The sequence below is a fragment of the Salinibacterium sp. NG22 genome (assembly GCF_015864925.1).
Classification (GTDB): Bacteria; Actinomycetota; Actinomycetes; order Actinomycetales; family Microbacteriaceae; genus Rhodoglobus.
In genome coordinates this window covers 1035827-1052327 of record NZ_JADYWG010000001.1, presented here as the reverse complement: position 1 = coordinate 1052327, position 16501 = coordinate 1035827, and the positions used below count along the sequence as shown (strand labels likewise).

At 61.7% G+C, this 16501-nt stretch carries 17 protein-coding genes; 13 read left to right on the top strand and 4 right to left on the bottom strand.

From position 1 onward, the window contains the following. The first annotated feature begins 26 nt into the window (after positions 1 to 26). Entirely contained in the window at positions 27 to 1061 is a 1035-nt protein-coding gene (gene rlmB, locus I6E81_RS05155) for a 23S rRNA (guanosine(2251)-2'-O)-methyltransferase RlmB (protein ID WP_197106295.1), read from the top strand. A gap of 84 nt (positions 1062 to 1145) precedes the next feature. On the opposite strand, the gene I6E81_RS05150 is transcribed toward rlmB, so the two are convergent. After that, on the bottom strand, positions 1146 to 2330 hold the full coding sequence (locus tag I6E81_RS05150; protein ID WP_197106294.1) for a PLP-dependent aspartate aminotransferase family protein: 1185 nt from the start codon (positions 2328 to 2330) through the stop codon (positions 1146 to 1148). 99 nt (positions 2331 to 2429) lie between these two features. Between I6E81_RS05150 and I6E81_RS05145 the strand changes: the two genes are divergently transcribed. After that, positions 2430 to 2912 carry an Lrp/AsnC family transcriptional regulator gene (locus I6E81_RS05145; RefSeq protein ID WP_197106293.1) on the top strand — a complete coding sequence of 161 codons (483 nt, stop codon included), beginning with the start codon at positions 2430 to 2432 and terminating at the stop codon, positions 2910 to 2912. Positions 2913 to 2926: 14 nt separating this feature from the next. On the opposite strand, the gene I6E81_RS05140 is transcribed toward I6E81_RS05145, so the two are convergent. Further along, complete coding sequence (locus I6E81_RS05140; protein ID WP_197106292.1) at positions 2927 to 4237, bottom strand: DUF4032 domain-containing protein; 1311 nt, start codon at positions 4235 to 4237, stop codon at positions 2927 to 2929. 82 nt (positions 4238 to 4319) lie between these two features. Further along, on the bottom strand, positions 4320 to 5420 hold the full coding sequence (locus I6E81_RS05135; protein ID WP_197106291.1) for an ABC transporter ATP-binding protein: 1101 nt from the start codon (positions 5418 to 5420) through the stop codon (positions 4320 to 4322). Between the two features lie 246 nt (positions 5421 to 5666). Between I6E81_RS05135 and I6E81_RS05130 the strand changes: the two genes are divergently transcribed. From I6E81_RS05130 to I6E81_RS05080, 11 genes are all read left to right on the top strand, one after another. Further along, positions 5667 to 6587 (top strand): thioredoxin domain-containing protein, encoded by a 921-nt coding sequence (locus I6E81_RS05130; protein WP_231599652.1) that lies wholly within the window; start codon positions 5667 to 5669, stop codon positions 6585 to 6587. A gap of 235 nt (positions 6588 to 6822) precedes the next feature. After that, the gene (locus I6E81_RS14665; RefSeq protein WP_197107171.1) at positions 6823 to 6876 is read left to right on the top strand and encodes a hypothetical protein; all 54 of its coding nucleotides are present in this window, start codon (positions 6823 to 6825) and stop codon (positions 6874 to 6876) included. Between the two features lie 378 nt (positions 6877 to 7254). Continuing rightward, positions 7255 to 8424 (top strand): ROK family transcriptional regulator, encoded by a 1170-nt coding sequence (locus tag I6E81_RS05120; protein WP_197106289.1) that lies wholly within the window; start codon positions 7255 to 7257, stop codon positions 8422 to 8424. A 59-nt stretch (positions 8425 to 8483) separates the two neighbouring features. After that, positions 8484 to 9308 carry an ABC transporter permease gene (locus tag I6E81_RS05115; protein ID WP_231599653.1) on the top strand — a complete coding sequence of 275 codons (825 nt, stop codon included), beginning with the start codon at positions 8484 to 8486 and terminating at the stop codon, positions 9306 to 9308. After that, complete coding sequence (locus tag I6E81_RS05110) at positions 9308 to 10066, top strand: ABC transporter ATP-binding protein (protein ID WP_197106288.1); 759 nt, start codon at positions 9308 to 9310, stop codon at positions 10064 to 10066. The genes I6E81_RS05115 and I6E81_RS05110 overlap by 1 nt, the downstream gene beginning before the upstream one ends. Before the next feature lie 52 nt (positions 10067 to 10118). Further along, positions 10119 to 11138 (top strand): ABC transporter substrate-binding protein, encoded by a 1020-nt coding sequence (locus I6E81_RS05105; RefSeq protein ID WP_197106287.1) that lies wholly within the window; start codon positions 10119 to 10121, stop codon positions 11136 to 11138. Further along, positions 11135 to 12199 carry a Gfo/Idh/MocA family oxidoreductase gene (locus tag I6E81_RS05100; protein ID WP_307784104.1) on the top strand — a complete coding sequence of 355 codons (1065 nt, stop codon included), beginning with the start codon at positions 11135 to 11137 and terminating at the stop codon, positions 12197 to 12199. The genes I6E81_RS05105 and I6E81_RS05100 overlap by 4 nt, the downstream gene beginning before the upstream one ends. A 30-nt stretch (positions 12200 to 12229) precedes the next feature. Continuing rightward, on the top strand, positions 12230 to 13660 hold the full coding sequence (locus I6E81_RS05095; RefSeq protein WP_197106285.1) for a sulfatase: 1431 nt from the start codon (positions 12230 to 12232) through the stop codon (positions 13658 to 13660). 99 nt (positions 13661 to 13759) lie between these two features. Next, on the top strand, positions 13760 to 14182 hold the full coding sequence (locus tag I6E81_RS05090; RefSeq protein ID WP_197106284.1) for a DUF1761 domain-containing protein: 423 nt from the start codon (positions 13760 to 13762) through the stop codon (positions 14180 to 14182). 10 nt (positions 14183 to 14192) lie between these two features. Then, positions 14193 to 14540 carry a YciI family protein gene (locus I6E81_RS05085; RefSeq protein ID WP_197106283.1) on the top strand — a complete coding sequence of 116 codons (348 nt, stop codon included), beginning with the start codon at positions 14193 to 14195 and terminating at the stop codon, positions 14538 to 14540. A gap of 1 nt (position 14541) precedes the next feature. Next, positions 14542 to 15810, top strand: a complete 1269-nt coding sequence (locus I6E81_RS05080) for an RNA polymerase sigma factor (protein WP_197106282.1) — start codon at positions 14542 to 14544, stop codon at positions 15808 to 15810. Between the two features lie 28 nt (positions 15811 to 15838). Here I6E81_RS05080 and I6E81_RS05075 read toward each other — a convergent pair whose 3' ends face one another. Continuing rightward, positions 15839 to 16474 carry a YdeI family protein gene (locus tag I6E81_RS05075; RefSeq protein ID WP_231603867.1) on the bottom strand — a complete coding sequence of 212 codons (636 nt, stop codon included), beginning with the start codon at positions 16472 to 16474 and terminating at the stop codon, positions 15839 to 15841. Positions 16475 to 16501 lie beyond the last annotated feature (27 nt).

The window sequence follows — 16501 nt, the reverse complement described above, 5'->3', positions numbered from 1 at the left end:
CGGCGCTTCCGACAGGAGCAACACTCGTGAAAAACCCAGGTAACACACCCCGCGCAGGAGCGGTACGCAAGGGCCGCAAGGGCCCCCAGGTCGGCTCGGGAGGCCAGGGACGTCAGGCTCTCGAAGGTCGCAAGCCCACCCCTAAGGCAGAAGACCGCCCGTACCACCCCGCGGGCAAGCGCAAGGCTGCTGCCGAGCGCTACGAAGCAGCCGGTGGAACTCGCCGCAACGGTGGCAAGCCCTCCGAGGGCGGCCAGCGTCCGAGCCAGCCCAGCCGGTCGCGGGTAGCGAAGTCTGCCGACGAGTCCGAGATGGTCACGGGCCGCAACTCGGTGCTCGAGGCTCTTCGCGCCAAGATCCCCGCGCACACTCTCTACATGGCTGCACGCATCGAATACGATGACCGCGTCAAGGAGATCCTCAAGCTCGCGACCTCGCGCGGCATTGCCGTGCTCGAAGTGATGCGTCCAGAACTTGACCGCCTTGCTGGTTTCGACTCCGTGCACCAGGGCTTCGCCCTCAAGGTGCCGCCGTACGAGTACGCGCATCCCATGGAACTGCTCGACAAGGTAGAAGCACGCGGCCAGGTTCCGCTGCTCGTTGCCCTCGACGGCATCACCGACCCGCGCAACCTTGGCGCCATCGTGCGCTCGGTTGCCGCGTTTGGTGGCCAGGGTGTCATCGTTCCGCAGCGTCGCTCAGTCGGCATGACGGCATCCGCGTGGAAGACCTCCGCCGGTGCTGCCGCTCGCACGCCCGTTGCTATGGCTAACAACCTCACGCAGATGATCAAGGAATACAAGAAGCGCGGTGTCTTCGTGCTCGGACTTGATGGGGATGGCGACGTGTCGCTTCCCTCCTTGCCGCTGGCGAAAGAGCCCGTGCTGATCGTCGTTGGTAGCGAAGGCAAGGGTCTCTCTCGACTCGTCACCGAAAACTGTGACGCCATAGTCTCGATCCCGATCAGTGCATCGACCGAGTCGCTCAACGCCGGTATCGCCGCGAGTGTCACGCTCTACGAAATCTCGAAGCTGCGTTCAGCAGCTCGCAAAAAGAAGTAGCGTGCCGCAGGAGTGATCCTGCGCCGCAACGCAGAGAGCCGCTGCCCCCGAGGGGACAGCGGCTCTCTGCGTTTAAGGCTGCTGTTAGCTGGCGCTGACCGCGTCAAGCGCAGCCGTGATGTCGTTCATGAGGTCATCGACGTGCTCGAGCCCGACCGAGACGCGCACAATTCCCGCTCCGGGCTTCGCTTCCGACGCAACCGGGCGGTGCGTGAGTGATGCCGGATGCTGCACGAGGGTGTCGATTCCGCCGAGCGATACCGCGTGCGTGATGAGCTTTACCGACTCCGTGAACTTCGCTGCAGCGTCGTAGCCACCGGCGAGGTCAAGGGCGATGAGCGAGCCGGCACCGTCGGATTGCGTGCCGATGAGGCCTGACGGGTCCTGGCCGGGAAGGCCGGGGTAGAGCACGCGAGCGAGTGCGGGGTGGCCGTCGAGGCGACGAGCAAGCTCCCCAGCGGTCTCCTGCTGGGCGCGTACGCGCAGGGGAAGTGTGCGAAGTCCGCGGTGCAGCAGGTAGGCCGCAAACGGGTGCAGAACGCCACCGGTAAGGGCGCGAACGTTGCGCAGGGCCTTGGCGTGCTCCTCGCTTGTGGCGATAACGCCGCCCATGACATCCCCGTGGCCGCCGAGGTACTTGGTGGCGCTGTGCAGCACCATGGCTGCACCGAGTTCGATGGGGCGCTGCAGAACGGGGGTCGCGAAAGTATTGTCCACGAGAACGGGCACGGTGCCGGCGGCTTCGACGACCTTCTTGATGTCGACAAGTTCGAGAGTGGGGTTCGCGGGCGACTCAATGATGACGAGGCCCGTGTTGGGCTGAATAGCGTTGACGATCGAGTCGGCATCCGCCCAGGTCACAGTCGTGCCGAGCAGTCCGTTGTCGAGCACGTGGTCGGTTCCGCCGTAGAGCGGGCGAACGCCCACAACGTGCGGGCGGCCGGCGGAAGCGATAGCGATGAGCACCGCAGAGAGTGCTGCCATGCCGCTCGCGTAAGCGACGGCTGCTTCAGCGCCTTCGAGGGCCGCGAGGCTGTCTTCGAAGCGAGCAACTCCGGGCTGCCACAAACGCTGGTACACCGCAGAGTGGCCATCGATGAGGGGATTTCCCGTGGCGAGGTTCTCGTAGGAGTCGCCACCCACTTCGACGCTGGGCAGCGGATTGGTCGTGGAGAGGTCAATAGAGGGAACGTGTTGACCAGATTCCTGCACGCCCTCCATTCCCGCGTGAACAGCAAGGGTTTCGAGATGGATGTCGTGAGGCAGCATTACTTGATAACAGCAGAAACTTCGACGCTAATCAACTCTCCTGCAGAATCTTCACGAATTGTGTCGTTTTTCGCATAAGCTGCGACGCAGGAGGCGACCGTGAGAGAGAACACCAGTTTGCCGATCGACTCAATCGATCAAAAAATCTTAGCGAGCTTGGCCGGCAATGCTCGGATGTCCGGATCGGCGCTCTCTGCCGCAGCCGGAGTTTCCGAGTCAACAGTCTCCCAACGTCTTCGCCGGCTGCATGATGAAGGCTATTTGCGAGGCTTTCACGCTGATATCGATGTGGCCAAGCTCGGCGTGAGCGTGCAAGCTCTCATCTCGATCAAGCTCGTCAAGCACGTGCGCGAGGACGTGGATGCCTTCCGAACCGCCGCTCCCCACTGGCCTGGGGTGCTGGCCTTCTTCCACACCGGCGGCGGAGACGACTATCTCCTCCACGTTGCGGCTCACAATGCGGCAGAGCTCAGAGACTTCGTGCTCACCTATTTGGCCGGTCATCCGGCCGTGGCGCACTCCGAGACCAATCTGGTCTTTGAGCATGTGACCGGGCGCGGACTCGAGCAGCTCTTGTCGTAGCGCGTGAGGCGGCGCTAGACCTTGAGGCGCCAGTCCTCTTCGTCATCGCCACCGTCATCCGCCGCGGCTAGCTCACCCTGTATCGAGATGGGCATCGTGAACGAGCCCGTTGGCGGGTTGATCATCGTCGCCTCGTCGCGCCGGAACTGCAGAACGTTTTCTACATAGCTGCCAACCGCTTCAGCCAGCGGGATGTCGTGACCGGAATCCTGCGCGAGCTGACGACGGTGATCCAGCAGCTGGTGGAATGCCTCAGCAGGTTCAAGCTTGCCGCGCATCTCTTTCGGGATCGCGCGAATGACAGGTTCGAAGACGCGTGCTGCCCACTCATGGGCAAGCATCTCTTCGTCCATGTCTTGCTTGTCGAACGCGGCGCGGTAGGAGTCCATGTCATTGAGCAAGCGGCGAGCTTGGTTTTCTTGAGCATCGAGACCGGTCAACCGCAGCAGACGACGTGAGTGGTGTCCGGCATCCACAACCTTCGGCTGAATGCGCACGCGGGTGCCCGAGTCTTCCGTCTTGATGGCGAGTTCTTCGATGTCAAAGCCGAGAGCGTTGAGACGCTCAACGCGCTGGTTGATGCGCCAGCGTTCTGACTGGTCGAAGCGTTCGGAACCCGTGAGTTCCTGCCACAGCGTGCGGTACTGGGCGACGATGCCATTGCTGATCTCGACGGGGTCAATGTCTTGTTCGAGTCGTCCGCCGGCCTGCAGGTCGAGCAGTTCGCCCGCAATGTTGACGCGACCGATTTCAAGGTCGTTCTCGCGTTGACCATTCGACAGCCGGTCATACAGCTGCCCGGTCTCGGCATCCACGAGGTAGGCCGCGAACGCGCCAGCGTCACGGCGGAAAAGAGTGTTGGAGAGCGAAACATCGCCCCAGAAAAAACCGACAATGTGCAGACGAACCAGCAGCACCGCCAGAGCATCGACGAGCCGGCGAGCGGTCTCTGGACGAAGGCTCTGGGAGTACACGGCCCGGTAGGGGAGTGAGAAGCGCAAGTGTCGGGTAACAAGAACCGACTTCAGTTCTTCGCCATCGGCCGCCGTGCGGTTCGTGATGATCGCGAGCGGGTCAACACAGGGAACGTCGAGTTTCTGCAGCGTGCGCAGCATCTCGTACTCGCGCTTGGCGAGCTCGCTCGAGGTCTCTTTGATCGCCACGACGTAGCCGCTGAGATTGGCAAAGCGCACGAGGTGGCGCGAAATACCCTTCGGCAGGATCGCGATGGAATCATCGGGCCACAGCTCAAGCGGCAACTCCCACGGCAGATCCAGCAGGGCCGGATCGACGGTGGCGGCGGTGATGTTGACAGAACCAGTCATTCACGTGTCCTTGAAAATAGAACGAGCCCGCCAAACATCCGAACTGGGTTCGACGTCGACGGGCTCGATCGTAAAGCGGAAGTTAGCTTGCGACTACAGGCTTCTTGGTGAGGCGCAGGCCCGACTCGGTGTCGAACACGTGCACGTGGTGAGGCTCAGGGGTCAAGAAGACCTTGTCGCCAGCGTTCGGGTGCGAGCGGCCATCAACGCGAGCAACGATGTCAACACGCTCACCCTTGATTTCTGCGTGGCCGTAGAGGTAACCGTCAGCACCGAGTTCTTCAACCAGGTCAACATCAACGGGAAGACCGTTGCCCGTCGTCGAAACAATGACGTCTTCAGGACGGATGCCGATGGTGACGGTCTTAGCGTCGGTTTCGCCGAGGGTCTCAGCGTCAACCGCAACAACAGCGTCGCCGAACTGCAAGCCACCGTCGACAATGTCAACGCTGAAGAGGTTCATGGCTGGGCTGCCGATGAAGCCAGCAACGAAGATGTTCTGCGGTGCTTCGTACAGGTCGCGAGGAGTACCAACCTGCTGGAGGATGCCATCCTTGAGCACAGCGATGCGGTCACCCATGGTGAGCGCTTCGGTCTGGTCGTGAGTCACGTAAACCGTGGTGACTCCGAGGCGACGCTGCAGGCTAGCGATCTGCGTACGAGTCTGAACGCGAAGCTTGGCGTCCAAGTTCGACAGCGGCTCATCCATGAGGAAGACCTGAGGCTGGCGAACGATGGCGCGACCCATGGCAACGCGCTGACGCTGACCACCCGAGAGTGCCTTGGGCTTGCGGCTCAAGTAGGGCTCGAGGTCAAGAAGCTTCGCTGCTTCGAGTACGCGAGCGGCGCGCTCTTCCTTGTTGATGCCAGCGATCTTGAGCGCGAAGCCCATGTTCTCGGCAACCGTCATGTGCGGGTAAAGCGCGTAGTTCTGGAAGACCATGGCGATGTCGCGGTCTTTCGGCGGAACGTCGGTGACGTCGCGGTCGCCGATGAGGATGCTGCCATCGTTGACCTCTTCAAGGCCGGCGAGCATGCGAAGGCTGGTGGACTTGCCGCAACCCGATGGGCCGACAAGTACGAGGAATTCGCCGTCTTCTACGTGAAGATTCAGCTTGTCTACAGCGGGGACCGTTGATCCCGGGTAGAGACGGGTTGCGTTGTCAAAAGTTACAGACGCCATTGTTCTAGTTTTCTCCTTCACCGGCAGGTACGTGCCGGACGATCCGTTGTGATGGACAGCGATCGAAATCGCGTTTCGTCATTATTGCACTCTTTTGGGGGGTGGATGACAGAGTGGTCCACCCCAGAACAGTGCGCATCTTAGGATTCGGTTGGGCAATTCCCAGAGATTTCTCCTAGGATTCGAGAGGTGCGCCGTCATTTCTGGGCGCCCCACACAGCGATATACACGGCAGATGAGGTTCGATTGAGCAACGGCAACCCCGGCGACAGCCGACTCAGCAAGAATGAGCGGCGCGAGGCAGCGCGCGAAAAGGCTCGCATTCAGCGTGACGAACAGAAGAAGAAGGATCGCCGCACGAAGTGGATTCTTCAGGGCAGCGTTGGCCTCGCGCTCGTCGCCATCGTCGCAGTAATCGCGCTCGTACTCGTGAACTCGAACCAGCCAGCAGGCCCAGGCCCGCAGAACTTTGCTAGCGACGGAATCCAGCTCAATCAGGGCTTCATCGCGACGACATCCGACGCTCAAGCAGCAGACGCTGAGCCCATCGCGAACGATCGCGACGAGGAATCCGGTGTTCTCGACATCCAGATGTATGTCGACTACCTGTGCCCGATTTGTGGTTCTTTCGAGCAGACCAACGGTGCCTACATTGAGAGCCTCGTTGCCAACGGTGCGGCAACTCTCGAAGTGCACCCGATCACGATTCTTGACCGTCTTTCGCAGGGTCAGCGTTACTCGTCACGTGCGGTCAACGCCGTTGCGTGTGTTGCAGACACTTCGCCGAACGACTTCTACGCGTACCACTCGCTGCTTCTCACCGAAGAGGTGCAGCCTGAAGAGAACACGAGCGGTCTCAGCAACGAAGAGCTCATCGAACTCTTGGATGTCGCCGGCGTCGAAAGCACCGACGCGATCGCCGAGTGCATCACCGATGAGAGCTTCAAGTCGTGGGTGAGCAACTCAACTGCTCGCGCTCTTTCGGACCCCATCCCCAACTCTGACGTCGGAGCGGTCACCGGAACCCCGACCGTTCTCGTCAACGGAATCAAGTACGAGGGTGCAGTAAACGACCTCGTCAGCTTCCAGGCATTCGTTACTCAAGCTGCTGGTGATGACTTCATCGAAAGCTCAACGCCTACGCCTACGCCGACACCTACTCCGTAGCTCGCGCTAGCGCACGAAACGGGCCCCCGATCCGGTTGGATCGGGGGCCCGTTTCGTTGTGCAGAGGAGCGCTGATTATCCGAAGGTGTACGAATACGCTTCGACGGGAAGCTGTAGATGTTGGTGCCCGATGAACACTTCTCGTGGCCGCCATAGTTCACGAACGAGCTTCTCGGTGGTCTGGTAGCTATCTTCACCGAACGTGATGTGACGGCCAACGACCTCAGCGCCAGCCTTGACGCTGGCCGGAACCTTCTCAAGGCGTACTCGGGGGAGTGGGCGTCGATGACGTTTCGGCCGAGGTCCTTGTTCTGCTCGTTGACGAGACCGCCCAAGTTGAGCTGTTCTGCAATCTGTGCTGAATTGCTGAATTGGTCTTTCAGTGCGCTCGTGTATTCGGGAGGGAGGCCGAGAGCGAGAGCGTTCACACCGCAAACGCAACCGTTTACCTCATCGATGGTGTCCTCACCCCCGGTGCGTATTTTGTAGCAAAACTTACGGGGATCCGCGCCTGGCGCGGGTCCCCGTTTGTGCGTTAGGGCCCGTAGTTGCAGGGTTTCTGGTGCTTCGCCACGGGGTAGACGCGGGGCTCTAGGGTCGTGAGGGCGATGCGCTTTCGTTACCTCGAGGCTTGACTTTCTTCCCTTGGCAGAGTTATTTTCTCTAAGTGAGCAATGAAGCCGTAAGCCGATTCGATGAGGCAACCTCTGTACGTGCGCAGGTCTTGACCATGCTGCGCGACAGCGGACCGTTGCCCCGAATTGAACTCGCCCGCCGCGCTCACCTCAGCCCCACCACCATCACCCGTGCCGTCAGCCAGCTCGTTGACGAAGGCGTGATCGTCGAGGGCAACTCGATCTCACCGACCAAGCTCGGTCGGCCCGCCACCGAGATTTCGATCGTCCGCGACGCGTTCGTCGTCGTCGGCGTTCAAGTGGGCGTCGGCTTCGTTCAGCTCGGTCTTATCGACCTGCTGGGCGGCACTGTGGCATCCAGCTCGCTCAGCTACGACATCGAGACCCCCGCCACCGAGGTCATGGTGGAGGCCGCGACCGCGATCAACGAACTTATAGCGGCATCGGAATATGACCCGTCGATGGTCATCGGCGTTGGAGTGGCCGTTCCTGGTCCCGTGGATGTCGCGGGCCGAAGCATCCTGCTCCCCATCAACCTGGACTGGCGCGATGTTCCCGTCGCCGACATCCTCGAACCGCTCACCGGACTTCCTGTCACCGTCGAGCACAACGTTCGCTCAATGGCGCTCGCCGAAGCCCGCTTCGGTGTCGCCAAAGACCTCGGCAGCGTTGCGTTCATCTACCTGCGCACCGGCCTCGGCGCCGGCCTCGTCGTTGAGGGGCAGCCCTTCGCTGGCGGCGTGCGTGGGGCCATTGAACTCGGTCACCTGCACGTTATCGACAACGGCATCGACTGCGTCTGCGGCGGAAACGGATGCCTCGAAACCATCGTGAGCGAAGGTGCCCTGCAGCGCCAGCTCGCCGAAGCCGGGCTCTCGAGCAACGGCGGGGGAGCGCTCACCGCGCTGTACGCCGCATCGGACTCGAACGAGACCGCGCGAGCATCCATCGACTCGATCATCACCCAGTTGGCTACCGCAACATCGGCCATCGTCAACCTGCTCAACCCCGACGTGATTCTGCTGGGGGGCGCGCTCGCCGAGGTGCCCGAGGCTTTCTTCGAGCGCCTGACCGAACAGACCCGCCAGCAAGTGTTTCCGCTCATCCGCCCTCTCGTTCGCATCGAGCCATCGTCGCTCGGCATGTACGCGGGAGTGCTCGGAGGCGGAACCGCTGCGCTTGAACGCTATTTCTACATCTAAACCACAACTTCTCCATCGAACCAAGAGGACCGGACAATGACGTCGAACAGGAACGTGACATGACAGATCGAAAGGCCGAACCAGAGGCCCTGACCATGGCAACACCGACAGCTATCGCTGAGGACACCGAAAAGGGCGAGCGTTCTCTCAAAGGGCTGTACGTCATCACGTTCTTCCTGGGCATTGGAATCTGGACGCTGAGCGCCGTACTCTCGCGCAACGCGCTCATCCCGACGCCCATCGATGTCGTTGCCAGCTTTGCGGAGCTCATCGCCAATGGAACCCTCTGGGGCCACACCGTGACGAGCCTCAGCCGAGTCACGACCGGATTCCTCCTCGGTGTCGCGCTGGCCATTCCCGCCGGCTTCCTCATGGGCTGGTACTGGCTGGCGCGGGGGTTGCTTGAGCCGTGGATTCAGTTCTTCCGCACCATCCCGCCGCTCGCGCTCATCCCGCTGGTCATCGTGATCCTCGGAATCGGTGAGACCGCGAAGATCTTCGTGATCTTCCTCGCCGCGTTCCTCTCCTGCGTGCTCGCGACCTTCCAGGGAGTGCGCAACGTGGACATCACCCTCATCAATGCCGCGCGAGTGCTCGGCGCCAAGGACTTCACGATCTTCACCCGCGTTGTCATTCCGGCATCCACCCCGTTCATCTTCGTCGGAATGCGCGTCGCGCTCGGTGCCTCGTGGGCGACCCTCGTGGCCTCGGAGCTGATCGCCGCCCCGACGGGTCTTGGACGGATGATGCAGCAAGCCGCCCAGTTCTTGCAAACCGACCGCATCGTCGTCGGCATCATCATGATCGGTGCGCTCGGCTTCATCATGGACCGTTTGCTTCTTCTCGCCGAACGGCGACTTACTCGCTGGCAGGAGACTCGCTAATGCCTCTCATCTCGATCAAAGACGTCACCAAGATCTACAACACGGAGCGCGGCCGCACGGTCAGCCTCGACCACGTCAGCCTCGACGTGGAGCAGGGCGAGTTCATCACTCTCGTCGGGCCAAGTGGCTGCGGCAAGTCCACGATGCTCAACCTCGTCGGCGGCTTGCTCATGCCGACCTCTGGTCAAGTGCTCGTGAACGATGAACCCGTCAAGGGGCCCGGCCCCGACCGCGGTGTGATCTTTCAGCAGTACGCGCTGTTCCCGTGGCTTACCGCTCAAGAAAACGTTGAGTTCGGGCTTCGCCTGCAGAAGGTCCCCAAGAAGGAGCGGGCCGAACGTGCCATGCACTACTTGAGCCTCGTCGGTCTTCAAGACTTCGCCAACGCGCTGCCCAAGGAACTTTCGGGCGGTATGAAGCAGCGTGCGGCAATTGCGCGGGCCTACGCCGTGCATCCATCAGTACTGCTCATGGATGAGCCGTTCGGTGCCCTTGACGCCCTCACCCGGGTTCAGATGCAGGATGACCTGCTCGAGACCTGGGAAAAAGAAAAGCGCACCGTGGTGTTCATCACCCACGACGTTGACGAGGCCGTGTACCTCGCCAGCCGCGTGGTGGTCATGAGCCCACGCCCCGGTCGCATCAGCGAAATTATCGACGTTCCCCTCGCGTATCCACGCGGGGAGGAGATTCGGCTCTCTCCCGAGTTTGCCGAGATCCGCGCCAGAGTGTGGCGCGGAGTGCACCACCACGAATGACCCAACCACTCATTACCAACCAATCATCTCCAATCACAGGCAAGGACGCCCCATGAAGAAGAAAATGCTCGGCGCGGCAGCAGTCGCCGCAACATTTGCTCTCGCATTGACCGGTTGCACGACGGATGCCGGTAGCAACGAGAGCGGCGAAGAACTCGTCGCCATCAACGTCGGCTACATCGACACCAGCATCAACGGTGTCGGCATTATTGCCGTCGCTAATGAACAAGATCTCTGGACCAAGGCTGGCCTCGACGTCAACCTCGTTCCCTTCACCAACGGCCCGACGCAGATCCAGGCTATGGCCAGTGGCTCGCTCGACGTTGGTTACATCGGTGGTGGCGCCATGTGGATGCCCGCCTCAGGCCAGGGCACCGTCATCACCCCCAACGAGAGCACCTTTGGTGACTTCCTCATTGCTTCGCCCGAGTCAGGTGCAACCGAAATGGCCGACCTCAAGGGACTCAAGATTGGTGTTCCGGATGGCGGATCGGGCGAAATGATTCTCGCACTCGCCCTCGAAGAAGCCGGCCTCACCGAAGCTGACATCGAGCGCATCCCGCTGGACCCGCCGAGCGTCGTTTCGGCATTCGTTGCTGGCCAGATCGATGTCGCAGCAATCTTCTCGCCCTTGAGCGACCAGATCTTCGAGTCGGTTCCTGACGCTCAGGTCATTGCTAACAACGTCGACTTCCCCGAAACCGAGTTCCTCGGAGCCTGGGTTGCCTCGAACGACGCGATTGCCGACAAGAGCGAAGCGCTTACCCGCTTCCTCGAGGTCTTCATCGAAGCGAACGACTACCGCATCTCCGACACCGAAGACACTGTTGCTCTCTCAGCTGCGCTCTCGGGTGCTCCCGCAGAACAGCTTCAGAGCCAGGCCGATGGACTCGAATGGTGGACATCTGACCAGATCTTGGCTGACAACGCCGACGGATCAACCTACGAGCGTTTCGGTTCCTTCACGCAGCTGTTCCTTGACGTCGGTCGCCTGACGGCAGACGAAGCTGCAGCACCGGAGGACTTCATCAACGTGGACCTCTTCGCCGCAGCCAAAGACAACCTCAAGTGACCGGTCGGCTAGGGACCGGTGATCCGGTCCGAATAGGGATCGTGGGCGCCGGGTTCGTAGCCGACTTCTACCTTCGAGCACTCGGCAGCATCCGCGGGCATGACGTAACAGTTGTTGCGGCACGCTCGGCGGAGTCGGGGACAGCATTCGCGGAACGCTTTGGCATTCCGGTAGTTGTCTCCACTGTCGCTGAACTCGTGGAGCGCGACGATGTCGACATCGTCATCGTCGCGCTCCCGCAAGACCAACACGTGGCAGTTGTTGCCGCTGCGGCGGCCGCGGGCAAGGGCATCATTTGCACCAAGCCGCTCGGCCGTAACTCCGCCGAAGCTGCCGAGTGTCTGCGACTCGTTCGCGACGCAGGCGTCTGGCACGCCTACGCCGAAACCGAAGTGTTTGCTCCGGGCCTCGTGAAAGCGAAAGAACTCGTGGATGCCGGCGCCGTTGGCCGAGTGACCTCGGTTCGAGCGCGGGAATCTCACGGGCATCCGCACAAGCACGCTCGCGATGTGTCACGTTCTGGCGGCGGACCACTGCGCGCTCTCGGCTGCCACTGCGTAGCCATCGGGCGCTGGTTCATCGGCTACGACACCGCCCCCAAAGAGGTCTTCGCGTGGGGTGCACGACTCTCGCGCGACGATGTTGACACCGAAGACACCGCTGTGGCGCTCATCCGTTTCGAGGATGACCGCATGGCTCAGGTCGAAGTGAGCTGGGGCCACATTGCAGGGCTGGATGTGCGCAACGAGATTCACGGAACCGCAGGCTGGATCGGCACCGACGAAACCGGCGAGACGGGCATCCGTGCCTTCGCAGGAAACCCCGCTGACTATGTCGTCGAAAAAGCCGGAGCCGCAACCGGCTGGATCACCCCCGTGCCCGACGAGCCCTGGGTGTATGGCTACCACGGAGAACTCACCCACTTCGTGGAGTGCTACCGCGCGGGCGTCGAGCCCCGCCAAACCTTTGTTGATGGCTACATCGACAACGCAATCATTGATGCCGCGTATCGCTCCATGGAGGTCGGAACCTGGGTTCCGATCGACATGTCCGCGGTCTAACGCAGCACGCTGAACGACGAAAGAACACTAATGACTGAGAAAGCCACGCGCCGCCCCAACATCGTGATGATCCTCACCGATGATCACGCCTCGCACGCCATCGGTGCGTATGGGTCGGTAGTGAACCAGACTCCGCGCATCGACGAGATCGCGCAGCGGGGATGGAAGCTCGACAACTGCTTCGCGACCAACTCACTGTGTTCGCCGAGTCGGGCATCCATTCTCACCGGGACATATAGTCACATCAACGGTGTCAGCACGCTTGTGACGCCGATCGATGCGAGCCAGCCGACCTTCGTGTCTCAGCTGAAAGAGGCCGGCTACCGCACCGCCATCGTCGGCAAGTGGCACATGGGTGATGGCGGAGAAGCTGACCCCCAGAACTTTGACTACTGGGATGTGCTCATTGAGCAGGGCGAGTACCACGATCCAAAATTCTTGAACCCGGATGGGCTGCGCACCGTTCCCGGTTATGCGACTGACATCATCACCGACCTGTCGCTCAAGTGGGTCGATGAGCTCGAGGGTGACGACCCGTGGTGCGTTCTGATTTACCACAAGGCACCGCACCGCCCGTGGGAGCCCGACGAAAAGCACGCCGGAATGTACTCCGACCCCATCCCGGTGCCCGCGACGTTCACCGATGACTACGAAACGCGCACGTCGTCGGCTCGCCGGGCCGCGATGCGCATCGCCGAAAATCTCAACGAAGACGACCTCAAGCAGACGCCACCCGAGGGGCTCACGTATGACGAGCTCGCTCTGTGGAAGTACCAGCGCTTCATGGAGGACTACCTCGCGTGCGTCGCCTCCGTCGATGACAACGTTGGCCGCGTCACCGACTGGCTCACAGAGCGCGGCGACATCGACGACACCCTTCTCATGTACAGCTCAGACCAAGGCTTCTTCTTGGGCGACCACGGTTGGTTCGACAAGCGCTTCATGTACGAAGAATCGTTGCGGATGCCGTTCGTGCTCAGCTATCCAGCTCAGCTGGCGGCCGGCAAGTCGTACGAGGGCATCGTGACCAATGTTGACCTCGCGCAAACGATTCTCGACGCCGCCGGGGTCGAACACCACCCGCGGATGCAGGGCCGCAGCCTCTGGCCCGATCTCATTGAAACTCCGGATGTCGAACCCGCCGAGGGCATGTACTACCGCTACTGGGAGAACGACGATGTCTTCCATCGCGCGCCCGCCCACTACGGCTACCGCACCGACCGCTACAAGCTGATCTTCTTCTACAACGACGGATTGGGTGTGCCAGGAACTGGGCCGTTCTCGTACCCCTCCGAGTGGGAAATGTACGACCTCGAAACCGATCCCGACGAACTCAACAATGTCTACGGAACGGCCGAATACGCCGAAGTCGAAGCAGATATGAAAGTCAAAATGTGGAAGGCGCAGGCGTCATTCAAGGATGAGCCGCACCCCAGCCAGCCGAAACCGGTTGGCATCTAAAGAACTTTTCGAAAGTTTTTTCAGGGCACGTGTCGATTCGGCACGTGCCCTGCGTCATGTCAGTGAGGGCAGGGAAATCCCCGGCCCCGAAAGGACATGATGACGCTGAACTTTCTGGCAATCGCGGTAGCTACGGTGGCAGGGATGCTCGTCGGGTGGGCCTGGTTTTCACCAGCGCTTCTCGGCAAGCCGTGGGCGGCGCGAGCCGGGATAGATCTGGCTGCGAAGACTCCCGGGTGGGCGTATCTGCTGGCGCTTGTGGCCACGGCCATAACGGCAACGGTGCTGGCGCTTGCAGCAGCGATCGCCCACGACCAGTTTGGTGGCTCGTTTCTGACCGTGACGTTGGCTGTGGCATCCATTGGCTGGCTCGGTTTTACCGCGTCGCGGAACGCTGTCGAGTATCTTTTTGAGAAGAAGTCCCCGACGCTGTTTGCGATCGATATGGGTCATCAGCTCGCAGTTCTCATCGTCATGTCCGTTGTTATTGGCCTTTTTGGCCACACTTCACAAATCGGTTAGGGAGAAAAACATGCAGTACATGATCCTGATTCATTCTGAACCCATGGACGGCCCGAACCCGGGAGAGCCCGGATTCGACGAGATGATGGCGCCCTGGATGGCCTACAACCAGAAGCTCATTGATGGCGGCCACTATGTCGCCGCCGACCAGCTGCAGGGCGTCGAGACCGCGACCACGATTCGCCGGGCCTACGGTGCCGGCGACACGATCGTCGATGGTCCGTTCGCTGAAACCAAGGAGCACTTCGGTGGCTTCTACATTGTGGAAGCCACCGACTTGGATGAGGCGCTTGCGCTCGCTGCCGAGGTTCCGATTCCGGCCGGCTCGCTCGAGGTTCGCCCGGTGGTGCCCTCGTAGCGTGCCTGACAACTCAGAGGCGGTCACCCGCCTGGCGCGTGAGGAGAGTGGGCATGTGCTCGCTCTTCTCACGCACCGCTTTGGGCTCGACGTTGCCGATGACGCGGTGCAGGATGCGCTCGTTGAAGCGCTGAACTGGGCCGTAGTGCCTGACAACCCCGCAGCCTGGCTCTATACGGTCGCGCGTAATCGTGCGGTAGACCGTGTGCGACGAGAGGCTGCGGCTGCTCGACGACTAGCGCGAGCAGCGCCCGATCTTGTGCAGGCCGCAGAGCGCAACGGCGTCAGCGGCGGGCACGGCGGACTCGGCGGCAACCAGGAGGAGGTGCCCGAAATGATTGATGACGCTCACTATTCGGGCGACGAACACCTGCGGCTGCTGCTGCTCTGTTGTCACCCGGCGCTGAGTCGAGACACTCAAGTGGCGCTGACCCTCCGGCTCGTCGGCGGCCTCTCGACGGCGGAGATTGCCGCGGCATTCTTGCTGCCCGAGCAGACCCTTGCGCAACGAATCGTGCGGGCGAAGCGCAAGATCCGCGACGCGGGCATCCCGCTCAGCATCCCCGAAGACCTCACGTCGAGAGTCGATGCCCTGCTCACCGTGGTGTATCTCATTTTCAACGAGGGCTATCTCTCGCGGGGGAGTGCGGCTGGCGCCCGCATCGACCTCGTGGAAGAAGCGATTCGACTCACGATCACCGCGCGCGAGCTGCTCCCCGGCAATCCCGAAGTCGAAGGCCTATTAGCGCTGGAGCTGTACGCTCGCGCCCGCCACGACACTCGCTTTCGCGGCGACGAACTGATTCTCCTTGAGCATCAGGATCGCACCCGCTGGGATGGCGAACTCATCGAGCAAGCGAACGGGCTTCTGGGTGGCGCGTTGAGTCGCCTGCAGCCGGGGCCATTCCAGACCCAAGCGGTGATTGCGCGTCACCATGCCACCGCACGCACTGCTGCTGACACCGACTGGCCGGCTATCGCATCCGCCTATGCCGTGCTGCTGGCTATGACGGGTGGATCGCCCGTGGTGGCGCTCAATCGCGCCGTCGCGTTGTCAATGGCCGACGGCCCTGACGCAGGGCTGCGCTTGCTCGCCGAGATCACGGGCCTTGAGAACTATCACCTGTATTGGGCCACTCGCGCCGAACTGCTGCTGCGTGCCGGTGACGCGGATGCCGCGGCCATCGCCTTCGCTCGTGCGCGCGAACTGGCCACGAACACCGCCGAGCAGCAGCATCTCGATCGCCGTATCGCGCAACTGCCCGAGTAGCTCCAGCGGAGTCCCGCTCGCCCCGCAGTTAGGGCCGCTTCGGAGCGGGCGTCGGCTGCGCATAGTGGTGCTCGCCATTCGCGCCCTTTTCCACGACGTCCCGGATGCGGGCTGCGCGCACCGCTGGCGTCTTGATGCCGGTGAGGCGCGCATAGATCTGAAAGCGCTCGCTCCGGGTGAGGCTGGCGTGGAACTCCGCGGAGGCGGGGTTTGCGTCGAGGGCAGTCTGAAGGTCGGGGGGAGTCGTCATGTTCTTCTGGCTGTAGGCGGCATCCCAGCGGCCATCCGCTTGGGCGCGTTCGACTTCGGCGAGACCGCCGGGTCGCATCGTTCCCTCCTCGATGAGGCGAGCAACATGGTCTCGGTTCACTTGTGACCAGGGGCTGTTCTTGCGGCGTGGAGTGAACGCTTGCAGCGTGTAGTCGTCGTCGAGGCGTGCCATTTGGCCATCGATCCATCCGAAGCACAGGGCAACGTCGAGCGCTTCGCTCCAGGTGATCCCAGTGGCCTTCGATAGTTTCTTGCGCAGCTTGAGGCGCACGCCCTCGAGCGAGGGCTCGCTTTCAAGGTAAGCCGTCCACTCGGCGATGGTGACGTCGAGGATGGGCTTGTCGGCAAAACTGGCCACGGTCTGGTCCTCCTTGGGTGCTCCGCGTTCAAGCATCGCACCATCCACTGACGGCTACTCCTG

Coding starts and splice junctions, on each gene's coding strand:
- I6E81_RS05110 (WP_197106288.1), top strand. CDS start 9,308: ATGCCTCTCATCTCGATCAAAGACGTCACCAAGATCTACAACACGGAG.
- I6E81_RS05140 (WP_197106292.1), bottom strand. CDS start 4,237: ATGACTGGTTCTGTCAACATCACCGCCGCCACCGTCGATCCGGCCCTG.
- I6E81_RS05085 (WP_197106283.1), top strand. CDS start 14,193: ATGCAGTACATGATCCTGATTCATTCTGAACCCATGGACGGCCCGAAC.
- I6E81_RS05090 (WP_197106284.1), top strand. CDS start 13,760: ATGACGCTGAACTTTCTGGCAATCGCGGTAGCTACGGTGGCAGGGATG.
- I6E81_RS05150 (WP_197106294.1), bottom strand. CDS start 2,330: ATGCTGCCTCACGACATCCATCTCGAAACCCTTGCTGTTCACGCGGGA.
- I6E81_RS05075 (WP_231603867.1), bottom strand. CDS start 16,474: ATGCTTGAACGCGGAGCACCCAAGGAGGACCAGACCGTGGCCAGTTTT.
- I6E81_RS05105 (WP_197106287.1), top strand. CDS start 10,119: ATGAAGAAGAAAATGCTCGGCGCGGCAGCAGTCGCCGCAACATTTGCT.
- I6E81_RS05115 (WP_231599653.1), top strand. CDS start 8,484: ATGACAGATCGAAAGGCCGAACCAGAGGCCCTGACCATGGCAACACCG.
- I6E81_RS05135 (WP_197106291.1), bottom strand. CDS start 5,420: ATGGCGTCTGTAACTTTTGACAACGCAACCCGTCTCTACCCGGGATCA.
- I6E81_RS05095 (WP_197106285.1), top strand. CDS start 12,230: ATGACTGAGAAAGCCACGCGCCGCCCCAACATCGTGATGATCCTCACC.